The sequence below is a fragment of the Lagierella sp. ICN-221743 genome (assembly GCF_037890055.1).
Classification (GTDB): Bacteria; Bacillota; Clostridia; order Tissierellales; family Peptoniphilaceae; genus Mediannikoviicoccus.
The window spans coordinates 23128-34871 of the sequence record NZ_JBBKBD010000021.1 but is presented as its reverse complement, the minus strand read 5'-3'; the positions used below and the strand labels follow the sequence as shown (position 1 = coordinate 34871).

Annotated in this window: 11 protein-coding genes; 8 read left to right on the top strand and 3 right to left on the bottom strand. The window is 36.5% G+C overall.

All coding sequences use genetic code 11. The features are described from left to right. Positions 1-152: 152 nt before the first annotated feature. Complete coding sequence (locus WKS98_RS08750) at positions 153-1700, bottom strand: PucR family transcriptional regulator (RefSeq protein WP_498918611.1); 1548 nt, start codon at positions 1698-1700, stop codon at positions 153-155. A gap of 46 nt (positions 1701-1746) precedes the next feature. On the opposite strand from WKS98_RS08750, the gene WKS98_RS08745 reads away from it, so the two are divergent. Together WKS98_RS08745 and WKS98_RS08740 are read left to right on the top strand one after the other, a co-directional pair. Beyond that, the gene (locus tag WKS98_RS08745) at positions 1747-2565 is read left to right on the top strand and encodes an NmrA family NAD(P)-binding protein (RefSeq protein ID WP_498918609.1); all 819 of its coding nucleotides are present in this window, start codon (positions 1747-1749) and stop codon (positions 2563-2565) included. A gap of 20 nt (positions 2566-2585) precedes the next feature. After that, on the top strand, positions 2586-3935 hold the full coding sequence (locus WKS98_RS08740; RefSeq protein WP_498918607.1) for a hypothetical protein: 1350 nt from the start codon (positions 2586-2588) through the stop codon (positions 3933-3935). Positions 3936-4430: 495 nt separating this feature from the next. Here the strand turns inward: WKS98_RS08740 and WKS98_RS08735 are convergent, their stop codons facing one another. Next, positions 4431-4775 (bottom strand): transposase, encoded by a 345-nt coding sequence (locus tag WKS98_RS08735; RefSeq protein ID WP_498918605.1) that lies wholly within the window; start codon positions 4773-4775, stop codon positions 4431-4433. A 244-nt stretch (positions 4776-5019) separates the two neighbouring features. Between WKS98_RS08735 and WKS98_RS08730 the strand changes: the two genes are divergently transcribed. The 4 genes from WKS98_RS08730 (at position 5020) to WKS98_RS08715 (ending at position 7298) form a co-directional block, all read left to right on the top strand. Beyond that, the gene (locus WKS98_RS08730) at positions 5020-5451 is read left to right on the top strand and encodes a hypothetical protein (RefSeq protein ID WP_498918604.1); all 432 of its coding nucleotides are present in this window, start codon (positions 5020-5022) and stop codon (positions 5449-5451) included. Between the two features lie 22 nt (positions 5452-5473). Further along, on the top strand, positions 5474-5716 hold the full coding sequence (locus tag WKS98_RS08725; protein ID WP_498918602.1) for a hypothetical protein: 243 nt from the start codon (positions 5474-5476) through the stop codon (positions 5714-5716). Between the two features lie 115 nt (positions 5717-5831). Continuing rightward, a complete protein-coding gene (locus WKS98_RS08720; RefSeq protein ID WP_498918600.1) occupies positions 5832-6215 on the top strand; it encodes an ATP cone domain-containing protein in 384 nt (127 codons plus the stop codon). A 129-nt stretch (positions 6216-6344) separates the two neighbouring features. After that, the gene (locus WKS98_RS08715; protein WP_498918599.1) at positions 6345-7298 is read left to right on the top strand and encodes an NAD(P)-dependent oxidoreductase; all 954 of its coding nucleotides are present in this window, start codon (positions 6345-6347) and stop codon (positions 7296-7298) included. 29 nt (positions 7299-7327) lie between these two features. On the opposite strand, the gene WKS98_RS08710 is transcribed toward WKS98_RS08715, so the two are convergent. Further along, positions 7328-8908 (bottom strand): ABC transporter transmembrane domain-containing protein, encoded by a 1581-nt coding sequence (locus tag WKS98_RS08710; protein WP_498918597.1) that lies wholly within the window; start codon positions 8906-8908, stop codon positions 7328-7330. Positions 8909-9082: 174 nt separating this feature from the next. Here WKS98_RS08710 and asnB point away from each other — a divergent pair, with 174 nt between their 5' ends. Both asnB and WKS98_RS08700 read left to right on the top strand, forming a co-directional pair. After that, on the top strand, positions 9083-10933 hold the full coding sequence (gene asnB / locus WKS98_RS08705) for an asparagine synthase (glutamine-hydrolyzing) (RefSeq protein ID WP_498918595.1): 1851 nt from the start codon (positions 9083-9085) through the stop codon (positions 10931-10933). Positions 10934-10971: 38 nt separating this feature from the next. Then, positions 10972-11727: an alpha/beta hydrolase gene (locus WKS98_RS08700; RefSeq protein ID WP_498918594.1), complete on the top strand. Its 756-nt coding sequence runs from the start codon at positions 10972-10974 to the stop codon at positions 11725-11727. The last annotated feature ends 17 nt before the right edge of the window (positions 11728-11744 follow it).

Below are 11744 nucleotides of genomic sequence, written 5' to 3'. Positions count from 1 at the left end.
TGACCAACGCCTTTGAGGCGTGGCTTGTAATACAGGCCCTTTGGGCCGCATGTGAAAAACCCCCGGCTATGCCGGGGGATGATTATTCATACTAAATCGTACAATGAAATTGCTGTGACAAGCCAAAATTCAAGCATAGGAGGATGTCCAAATTAGAGTGTTTCGCAGATGAAGCAGGATATTAATAAATAGAGAAGCATATTTTCATCCAGGTAATCCAGTGAAATATGGAGCAGGTCTTCGATTTTTCGTAGCCGGTAGATCAAGGTGTTTCTATGAAGATGAAGCGTCCGGGCAGTCTCCGCTATATTTCTTCCGTTGATAAGATAGCATTTTAAATTATGAATGAGCGTGAGATCCTGCTCCGTATGGCTTTGCCACAGGGATAAAACAGCTGGGTGGCAGAAGCCCGGCAAGGAGTTTTTTTCCTTAAGGACACCATATAAAACATGCGGAAAGGCTTCATCAAACCTTTGAATAAGTTTTTGAGGCTCCAAAGGGTAAGATATCATAAGCCTGCATTGTCCATATGCCATGGAAAGCTCCGTGAATCTAAAAAAACGGGTGCTTATATAGACCTTAAGGGAAAGCCGTTTTAGCAAATTCTCCAGTGCGGCGTATGATTTTTCATAATCAGGATCAAAATCCCGCCTGCGGCAAACCGCAACAATAGAATGTTCAAAATAGAGGACAACTCCATGAGGCAGAATATTTTTTATCTGATGAACATAGGCAGACTGACGGGTATCCGAGACGTCAGATTCCGGAAGGGAAAATTGATAAAGATACCAAATATCCTCGTTCGTATAATTTCTGGCTTGGAGATAATAAGAGGTAGAAAGATCATCTGCCGGATATCCCTGTAAAAGCCGTATAACATAATAGTTTTCTTCATCCTGCAAAATAGAAGCCTGAATCTGGTGATTCATAGCAAGCTCTGTAAAATGGACGACTTCTAATAACAAAGCCTTTTGTGCTTGCGTAAAGGGACCGTTCATATCTGTCGTACCGACTGCTCCAAAGTTTTTTCCCTCAAAATAAAGCGGAGCGGTCAGAGAGTGATGGGATGGATCCTGACGAAAGACGCTGGAGATTAAGTGGTTTCCGCTGTGAATTTCCTGCATAATTCTCTGGTGTTCGTCAGAATATATAGATTCTGTCGGTGTAAAGCCGAAATTGATAACCTCGTCCCAGAGAGTTCCCTCGATTTTTTCCTTAAATTTCCCGGTATAATGCAGCAGCTTTCCGGTTGGATCAAAAAGGGCAATCGGGTTGCAAAGAAAGGTGGCCGCATAATCAAGCAGATCTGAAACATCTTTGTTTTCGATAATTATCTTTAGGCATTGCTCATACCAGGCATAGTACTTATCAAAAATATCCAGAAACTCACGGAATACCTTATGAAAAGGCTCGTCCGTATATAAAATGGCGGCATGCTCCATCCATGAAGGGGTTATCTGTACCTCCTTTGATCCGGTTTTGGTACAGAAAATCAGGAACCGAGGCTTACGTATATCCCATTCCCTATCAAGGAAAGAGATCTCTTGTGTTAAATACAGAAAATCATTATCGATTATTTCCATGGGATCATCAAGCATGCGGGCATGCTGGAATAATTGATCTAAGCCCGTAGATTTATAAAAAATCCTGTATTTATCAGGAATCCAGTCAAGGATGACAGAAATGCTCATAGATTTCATTGTAAAAAACTCCTTTGGTTATTTTTGTCGAAAAAAGACGGTATAAATGAATTATATAACTGATGACAGGAGATGGCAACTGCTTTATTATAAATATATAGGAAACACTGTTCAGGCTCCAACAAAAGATGGTCTTGAAAAATACCAGGCAATGGGCATTAAAACCAGAATTGTCGATTTTAACAATGCGGAAAAACTGACGGAGGCATTTAAAGATGCAGATACAGTTATTCTGATCTCCATGCCATTCGTTGGACCGAAAAGAAGAGCGGCACATAAAATTGCAATTGATGCGGCTGTGGCGGCAGGTGTAAACAAACTGGTGTATACATCGATTGTAGGAGCCGGACATGAGAATATCAATGCTTACGAAGTAAACGATCATGTATGGACCGAAAGGTATATAAAAAAACAGCCCATCCATTATTTGATTCTTCGGGATTCCCAATATGCGGATGCAATGGTTTTCACATTTATGGAAGCAGTTGAAAATACAATCGGCATCATCCGCAATAACATGGGAGATGGGAAAATGGCATTTGTTTCGAGGGATGACTGTGCGCTTGTGGCGGCCTGTGCGGCAATGTCGGATTGGGAAGACCGAATTGTTGATATAAATGGAGCCGAGCTTCTGACAATTGCACAGTACATGGCAATCGCCTCGAAGGTTACGGGTAAAAAGACGGAATATCAATATATCAACGATGATGAGATGTATGAGTTTTTTGACTCCGTCGGCGTTCCAAGAACAACGGAGGAAATGTGGGCGGACACGGCGAAGAACTTACCATTTTGCTCAGATGGAATGGTGTCCTTTTGCAGGGCAATCCGTCTGAATCAAATGAGTACATCTACAGATAATTAAAAACAATAGGAGGAAGAAAAATGACAGAAATGATGAATCCGGCGTTGGAAGGCGCCACTTTAATGTTCCCACAGGGATCTTTTATTACGGCATATTCTTATACGGGCGTGGAGGATGAGATCAAGGCATATCAGACCAGCGCATGGATTGGAACGGCGCTTATGACATCCCCAATTTATGATGTATACGGACCGGACGCCGTTAAATTATTGGGACAGGTCTGTATAAATGATTTTACCACGCTGGGAATGAACGGCATACGCCATGCCGTAATGTGCAATGAGAAAGGTCAGATTCTGACAGACGGCGTTGTAATCCGTATCGGAGAAGATCGTTACAGAACCTACTGGCTTGATCCGGTAATCTCTTATTATGTCAATACATCAGATTTAGATGTTCATGGCGAAAACATGAGAGGAAAGGAATATTTTATCCAGATTGCCGGTGAAAAGTCCTTAGAGATTCTGGAAAACGCATTCCAGGCCAATCTTCACGACATCAAATTCGGCAGGCATAGAATCCAGGAGGTAAACGGAAAACAGGTACGCATCATCAGGCTTGGCATGTCCGGCAACCTTGGTTATGAAATTCACGGAGATATGGCGGATTATGCGGAGATCTACAATCTGGTATGGGCGGCAGGTGAAAAGTTTGGTGCAAGAAAGCTTGGGCTACAGGCTTATAACTTGTTTAACCATACGGAGGCCGGATTCCCGAATATCAATCTTCACTATCCGCTTCCGTGGCTGGAAACCAGCGAGAAAATGACAGAATATATGCGCACAGTGCCTCAGTTATCCATGTTCAATCTCAATCGAAAGCTTCTCGGAAGTGTAGGGGATAATCTTCAGGATCGCTTTGTTACTCCCTATGATGTGGGATGGGACTTCCTGATTAAATACAACCATGACTTCATTGGAAAAGAAGCCCTTCTTGAAATGTCGAAAAATCCCCAAAAAAAATGCGTAACCCTAGAATGGAACGCCGAGGATGTGGCAGAAGTCTTTGCAACCATGCTCAGACCTGGGGACGAACCCTGCGAGGATATTTCCAAACCATCCGATACTGATTACTCTTTCTCTGTCAGAGAGTTTGGTTTTGTGTACCGAGCGGATAAGGTGCTGGCTGCAGATCAGGAGATCGGGATCACAAGCGGAAGAATCATCTCTTATACCTATAACAGCATGATTTCTCTGGCCTTTATTTCCGCAGAATATGCTAAAGAAGGGACGGAGCTTGAAATACTCTGGGGAACGCCGGGAACCCGCCAGATGAAGGTTCGCGCAAAGGTTGCCAGATTCCCGTATAATCAGGATTATATCAGTAATCAAAAGCGAGATGTTTCGGATATACCTGTTTTTGAAGGATAAAACCGGAGATGATGACATAGGTAAAATAAAATTTATGTGTTCCCCTGCAGAGTTTTCAAGCTTTGCAGGGGATTTGCTGTTTACGTGTTTATTTTCTTGGCTCTAAAGAATCCATTGGGGTATGCTAACCTATAAAGTTGGCATCTCCTCTTATTTATGTATCATTATTCACTTACTTTTAAAAGACCTATATAAATAGCCACTTCTTTGCTGTTTTTAGGTTCACTTAATAAGCTTATAGGCTTATTTTTCCTAAAAGCTAATTTTTTTATTCAATTTGTGTATATTATTCAAGCGCTAATATTCTGTTTCTAAATCTTTTGAAATTCTTCATTCCAAATGTTATTCTCTTTATTACTTTTATTTTGTTGTTCATTCCTTCTACGTACCCATTGGTGAATTCGTAGTCAAAGCTATTGGATATTGGGTCTATCCAGTTCTTAAAAGCTGTTAGACAAGCTCTCCATTTAATGGATCCGTCTTCTAATAGGTATTCTATCCAGCCTTGTATGTTTTTTGAGCTTTCTCTTTGTTTTCACTCTTCATTACTAGGTTGTAGAAGGTTTCTTTTGTTAGGTATGCTTTTCTTATTTCTTCGTTTCTTTCTAACATTATTGATACTTTTATTTTTTTCTCTTCTTGTAGTTTTATCATTGGCTTTGTCAGTAGGGATTTACTTCTCATAAAGTGTATTCTTTCTTGATTTTTCATCTTTTTTGATTCTGCTATTCTTGTATTTTCAAATCCCCATGTTATCTGTCTTATGAAGTGATATTTGTCTATTAGATGTTTTGCGTTTGGAAAGTGTTTTTTCTTTATATCTCTATACGGTCTATACATATCGCTTACGAAGATTTTTACTTTGTCTTTTTCTTCTTTTGGTATTTGTCTGAAGTATTTATCTAGGTAATCAAATTTCCTTGTTGGTAGTACGTCTAATATCTTTTTATTTTAATATTCTTGAAAATTTTTAACTTTCCAAATTTATCAATTTAATAACAAAACACTAAATAAAAACGTTTTAAAAAACTACAAGGCTATGTTACAATAATATAAATCTAAATAAAATACAAAGGAGGCTACTATGAAAAAACAAAACAGAATACTTGTAATACTTTTATGCTTTGTTTCAATATTTCTGGTATCATGCGGAAAAGACGGTGGTTATAAAAAGAACTTTGCAAACAAAGACTATGTTCACCTCTTTACGCCAGAAGACAAAGAATATTTTAGTGGATCCATAGCAAACGCCATTATGCTTAAAGAAGATAAACTAATAATAAGCGAAATGGTTGAAAATGAAATGTATAAGCAAAAGAAGAGTAAATCAGAATCAGGCCCGGAATTTTATTTAAACGAAAGAGAATACTTAAACCCAGTTTACGACAAAGAAAATAACCAAATAAAAGCAGATGAACTAGAAGAAATAATCAAAGTAAACGAAAAGGGTGAAATAGAATATAAGGGAAAAATTTATATAAACGACCCAGGCGTAAAAGAAACAGAAAATAAATAGCTATATTTAAAAAGGAGACGCTATGAAAAAGTCTAAAATTTTATTTCATTTACTGTCAATACTACTTTCGGTATTGCTACTACTTAACTACTATAAGTTTTTTTATAAAGCATTCCCAGCTCGTGCAGGAATGGAAGAGTTAGTAATAGCACTATTCACAATCTACGCTATGGAAAAAATCCTGAATTTTATTAAATACTTAATTGAGGGAAAAGAAGAAAAAGTAGAAAGTTTTTTAGAGTCGCTAAAAGGAGAAGATATTTAGAAATTTTATTAACTCATCTCCTTATAGAATGAAAGAGAAATAAGTAATCTAATAAATAATATGGAATCTGTTTTAAAACTGAAACAGCGTGGTATATATAATTAAGGAGGAGAGTATGAAAGACTTAACAAAAATATTATTAGAATATTTCGAAGGAAACAGAGTTAGCCCAAACGAAGTTTCTTCCGTATTAGAAGAATTAAAAATAGACGTTCTTGACAAGATGTTTGGAGACGAAGGAGAATGGGTTCTAAAAAAACAAGGCAATGTAGAAGCCTTTGATAAAGAAAAGATTTATAACTCCATTGCATCTACATCAGACGAAGCGGGAGCGGGAATGACAACAGGAGACATTTCACTTATTACAGAAGATGTACTTAAAAAAATGAAATCCATAAGAAGAAATGTCTACCCAACAAAAGAAATAAGAGGCTATGTAGAAGAAGCCTTAGAAGAAAACGGATATAATAAAGTACTTAATCAATATAAAAAAGCGTAAAGTCTTCGAAACGAAGACTTTTTTCTTTTAAAATCAACAACATTCCAACAATTTATAATTGCCCATTTTTTCAAATAAAAATATGATACCATAGTATTATAAAGATAAATAGTGCATCAAGGAGGCATTATGAAGATAACAATTTTAGAACCTCTTGCCGTTAAAGAGGATATATTAAGAGATATTTTTAAAAAACTTACTGACCAAGGTCATACATTAGAAATTTATGATAGCATTGCAAAGGATGAAAAGGAACAGATTGAAAGGGTAAAGGACACTGACATCTTAGTTATTGCAAACAGCCCTCTTGGGGGAGATGTTATAAAAAGTGCGAAGAATTTAAAGATGATAGCAGTTGCATTTACAGGCTTTGACCATGTGGATATGGAAGCTTGTAAGGAAAGGGACATTCTTGTTTCAAATGCTTCCGGATATGCTAATATTGCCGTGGCAGAACTTTCCGTTGGGATGGCCCTGGAACTTTATAGAAATATTATCGCTATGGATGAAAGGACAAGAAAACTTAAGACCAAAGCTGGATATAGATTTAGAGAGCTTAAGGGAAAAGTTGTTGGTGTTATAGGAACTGGCGCAATTGGTTCTGAAACTGCAAAGCTATTTCATGCCTTTGGTTGTGATATTCTTGCATACTCAAATAGTGAAAACAAGGAGGTTTTAGATTTAGGTGGAAAGTATGTAAGTCTTGAAGAACTTTTAAGAAGTTCGGATGTTGTAACGGTTCACCTACCTTATAATAAAACCACAGAAAGACTTATTGGAGAAAAGGAATTTAATCTAATGAAGAAAGACGCAGTCTTCATTAACTGCGCAAGGGGTCAAGTTGTAGACAACGAAGCGTTAAAAAATGCACTTAATAATAATATAATTGCAGGGGCTGGAATAGATGTGTTTGATAAGGAGCCACCTCTTTTAGAAAATGATCCAGTAATAAATTCCAAAAATGTTTTAGTAACTCCACATATAGGTTACTTTACAGAAGAGGCCATGATAAGTAGAGCAGAGATTACTGTAGACAATATAGATGGATTCTTAAAGAATAAACCGGTGAATGTGGTTTCATAGGTAAAAAAGACATCTCCCACGAGATGTCTTTATTTAAGTTTATTAAAGTCGATAACTTCATCAAAGCTATTTAAGTATTCATCTGTGTAGTGATGGGTGATTACAATTTTTATTGGAACTTCGATGTCTGCAATAAGTTTTGTAATTCCCTCTACGTTTACAGGGTCAAGGTTTGCAGTGGGCTCATCAAGGATTAGACAGAATGGATTGTCCAAAAGTGCCCTTGCAATTGCAATTCTTTGGTACTCTCCTGATGAAATGTATTTGCCTTCGTTACCGAGGCTTTCTTTTTCTATAAATGAGTCATCAAATCCTACAAGTTTAGAAACTTCTCTTACTTCGCTCTCTGGAATATCTCGATACATTCGGATGTTTTCTTTTATGTTATCGTTTAGGATAAAGCTATTTGTTCCAATATAACGAACGTATTCGTTTAAGCTTGACGGCTTTATATCTCTTTTTTCGATGCCGTTATATAAAATATCGCCATTGTAGTTTTCGTAATATCCAGCTAGCGACTTTGCAAGGACCGACTTTCCTGATCCAGATGGACCTATAATTGCATATGATTTATTTGGTTCAAATTTAAAATTCAAGTCCTTCAAAACTTCCTTTTCATCAAAGCTTATACCATAATCTTTTAGAATAATTTCGCCCTTTGTCATTTCGGTTCCCTTTTCATCAATATCAACTAAAAATGGTTCAAGCTTATCTCTTATAACTTCGTTTGATTTCATAAGATTACGATACTGGGCAATTTCACTAATGGGGCTAAAGACGAAGTTTAATATTTGAACAGCTGCAATAAGCATTCCAGTTGTGATTTCACCTTTCATAGTAAAGATTGCACCAATCATCATGCAGCCTATATGGGAAAGAAATGAAATTCCTGAAATTGCATATAGGGTGCCATAGTCTGCGAGCTTCTTATTCATTCTTGCATTTTCCATCTTAGCATCTTTAGATAAAATTTTATTGTAAAGTGCCTTTGTAATATTGAGCAGCTTAATTGACTCAAAGCCTGAAAGAATATTGTCCAGCTCTTCAACATAGCTTTCGTACTCATTTGAAAAGTTTTCTGCCGCTCTAGTTTGTATTCCAACAAATAGCTTTGGAACTAGGGATACTATAAACATCATTGCTAAGAACAACAAAGACATCTTTATATTTATATAAAAGAGAGCTGCCAAACTTACAATTAACCCACCAAGGGAAACTATTATCTCATAGGTTAGAGAAAGATAGTTTGTGTTAACCTGTTCCAAGTCTTGAGTTAAGGTGTTGTAATAATATGAAACCTTTTTTTCTTGAAACCTGTAGATTGGACTTGTGAAGATGTTTTTAAAAAACTTTTCCTTTGTGTCCGTAAGTATTTTTTCGCTAAACTTTCCACCAAGATATGAATACAATGTACCAAGAACTACAATTGAAAGAAGAATGACTGCTGCATATATACCGATACTCTTCAAATCCTTCGCGGTGCCTTTGGTAATGGTGTCAATAATTGATGCCAATATGTAAGCTACACCTATGTTTGCTGCTTTAAGTAAAATTCCCACAAAGATTGTAAGAAGCCATAGGGATCTGTGTTTTTTTATTATGTTTTTCATATCGACTCCTTTAAAATGTTAAAAAATGATTACATATGTAATTGTAAAACAAGGAGAAGAAAAAAGCAAAATACTTGTATGAAATTAAAAAAATTTCTCTTGGAACGTCTATTTCGTTGATTTTTATTCATTTTCACTTTATAATCAAATAAGACTAAGTATTAAGGAGATATTATGTGCGGTTACGTTGGAATATATAAAAATAATTCATATACAAAGGAAGATGATGAATTTCTAAAGGACATGTCTAAGGAAATTGAACACAGAGGCCCAGACTCTGATGGATATTTTTCTGACGACAGTCTTGGATTTGGTTTTAGAAGACTTGCTTTTTTGGATCTTACTCCAAGGGGAAGGCAACCTCTATTTACTGATGACAAGAAGAAGATAATCTGTTTTAATGGTGAAATTTATAATCATGATGAAATAAGGGAAGAGCTTATTAAGGAAGGTTATACTTTTCACACTAAAACCGATACGGAAGTTCTATTAAAGGGCTACGACAGATACAAGGAAGGCGTATTAGACAAGTTAAGGGGCATGTTTGCCTTTTCTGTTTGGGACTTGGAGGAAAAAGAACTTTTCATTGCCAGGGACTTCTTCGGAATAAAACCGATGTACTATACTAAAAACACTAAGGACGGTTCGTTTTTATTTGGTTCTGAGATAAAGGCCTTTTTAAAGAATCCAAACTTTAATAAGGAATTTAATGAAAAGGCTTTAAAACCTTTCTTAACCAATGAATACTCTGCCTATGAAGAGACTTTCTTTAAGGGTGTTTATAAACTTGAAGCTGGTCACTATCTAAAGATTAAGGATGGCAACATGGAAAAGGTTCAGTATTTTAAGCCTTATATGAAGCCAACTAATAAGTCTCTAGATGAGTATGTGGAAGATATTGAAAATGTGGTTAAAGAAACTGTTGACCTATATAAGAGAAGCCATTCTCCTCTTGGATGTTTTTTATCCGGTGGTGTTGACTCATCATATATCTTTTCACTGGCTCAAACTGACGAAACTTTCAGTGTAGGTTTTAAGGATTATGATAAAGATTATAACGAAACTGACTTGGCAAAGGAACTTTCTGAAATAAAGGGAAAGAAAAATTACAAGGTTCTTATTGATGCGGATGACTGTTTTGATGCTCTTCCAAAAATTCAATACTACATGGACGAACCCCATGCAAATCTTTCTGCAGTTCCAATGTTCTTCTTGTCAAAACTTGCAAGGGAACATGTAAAGGGCGTGCTTTCTGGAGAAGGTGCGGATGAATTTTTCGGTGGCTACTTTAGCTATGGCGAAACTGCAAATATGCATAAATATAGAAAACTTCCATTTGGATTAAGACATTTCTTAAGAAATAGAGCCCTTAAGATGAAAAATGGTAGAGTTAGAAAGTTCTTGATTAAAGGTGGATCTGAGTTACATGAAGAGTTTATAGGTCAAGCAAAGGTGTTTGAACCAGAACATGCAGATGCAATTTTAAAACCTGAATACAGAAATGGTCAAAATCCATTTGATGTGGCAAAGAGATTTTACAAGAGTGTTGAAGGTAAGACTAAATTACAAAAGATGCAACTACTTGATATGAAGTATTGGCTTCCAGGAAATATTCTTCTAAAGGGAGACAAGATGAGTTCATGTTCAAGTCTTGAAGTTAGAACTCCATTCCTAGATCCAAAGGTCTATGAAGTGGCTGCGTCAATTCCTGACAAGTACAAGATAGACGGGGACGACTTTAAGATTGCACTTAGAAAAGCTGCTGAAAAAGTTATGCCACCGGACTGGTCCAATAGAAAGAAAGTTGGTTTTCCAGTACCTATTAGATATTGGTTAAGGGAGGACAAGTACTACAACATGGTTAAGGAAGAGATTACTTCCGATGTGGCAAAGAAATTTTTTGACACCGACGCCCTTGTGAAGTTACTTGACGACCACTACCATGAAAGGGCCATGAACCAAAGATATATCTGGACTGTTTATGCATTCTTGATTTGGTATAGAGAATATTTTATTAACAGATAGGGCATGTGCAAACATGCCTTTTTCATATGGAGGACAATATGGAATATAAATTTATTGAAATCAAAAACAAAGATGATTTAAAAATTCGTGGCGTGTTAAATTATAATGGGGAACTGGACAATAAAAAGATTATTTTAATTCTACATGGTTTTACGGGAAATAAACTTGGAAATTCTTTTTTCTATGTTCGCATGAGCAGGGAGTTTGTAAAGATGGGCTACAAGGTGTTTAGGTTTGACTTTACTGGCTCAGGAGAATCGGAAGGGGACTTTAGTGACATGACCCTTAGCTCTGAAATAGAGGACCTAGACTCTATTATGAACTATATAAAGGGTCTTGATATAGCAAAGGACAATGAAATTTATATTATGGGCCATAGCATGGGTGGACTTATTGCTACTCTTACGGCGTCAAAATATAATCCTGACAAGATGGTGCTACTGGCGCCGGCAAATAATATGCTGGATTTAATTGAAAATAAGATTAGTGAGTTTGATAGAAAAGAAAATAGGAAAGTGGACAGCTATAAACATCTTGGCATGCTTGTAAAGAGAGAGTTTATGGAGGACTTAAAGAAGTATCATCCAATTGAAAAGGCAAAGGAATATAAAAATCCAGTGCTGATTATGTTGGGGGACAAAGATCCGATTATAACTAAAAAGATTTGTGAAGAAACAAAAAATTCCTTTGGAGAAGAAGCCGTGTTAAAAATAATTGAAGGCGCTGACCACAGCTTTGTAGACTACGACATTAGAACTGAAATGATAAAGGATATAATAGAATTTTTCGAATAAAAAACCAAGTCGAAAGA

What these genes read in the sequence shown, in the direction of transcription:
- WKS98_RS08750 (WP_498918611.1), bottom strand. Translation starts at nt 1,700, where the DNA reads ATGAAATCTATGAGCATTTCTGTCATCCTTGACTGGATTCCTGATAAA.
- WKS98_RS08745 (WP_498918609.1), top strand. Translation starts at nt 1,747, where the DNA reads ATGAATTATATAACTGATGACAGGAGATGGCAACTGCTTTATTATAAA.
- WKS98_RS08740 (WP_498918607.1), top strand. Translation starts at nt 2,586, where the DNA reads ATGACAGAAATGATGAATCCGGCGTTGGAAGGCGCCACTTTAATGTTC.
- WKS98_RS08735 (WP_498918605.1), bottom strand. Translation starts at nt 4,775, where the DNA reads ATGTATAGACCGTATAGAGATATAAAGAAAAAACACTTTCCAAACGCA.
- WKS98_RS08730 (WP_498918604.1), top strand. Translation starts at nt 5,020, where the DNA reads ATGAAAAAACAAAACAGAATACTTGTAATACTTTTATGCTTTGTTTCA.
- WKS98_RS08725 (WP_498918602.1), top strand. Translation starts at nt 5,474, where the DNA reads ATGAAAAAGTCTAAAATTTTATTTCATTTACTGTCAATACTACTTTCG.
- WKS98_RS08720 (WP_498918600.1), top strand. Translation starts at nt 5,832, where the DNA reads ATGAAAGACTTAACAAAAATATTATTAGAATATTTCGAAGGAAACAGA.
- WKS98_RS08715 (WP_498918599.1), top strand. Translation starts at nt 6,345, where the DNA reads ATGAAGATAACAATTTTAGAACCTCTTGCCGTTAAAGAGGATATATTA.
- WKS98_RS08710 (WP_498918597.1), bottom strand. Translation starts at nt 8,908, where the DNA reads ATGAAAAACATAATAAAAAAACACAGATCCCTATGGCTTCTTACAATC.
- asnB (WP_498918595.1), top strand. Translation starts at nt 9,083, where the DNA reads ATGTGCGGTTACGTTGGAATATATAAAAATAATTCATATACAAAGGAA.
- WKS98_RS08700 (WP_498918594.1), top strand. Translation starts at nt 10,972, where the DNA reads ATGGAATATAAATTTATTGAAATCAAAAACAAAGATGATTTAAAAATT.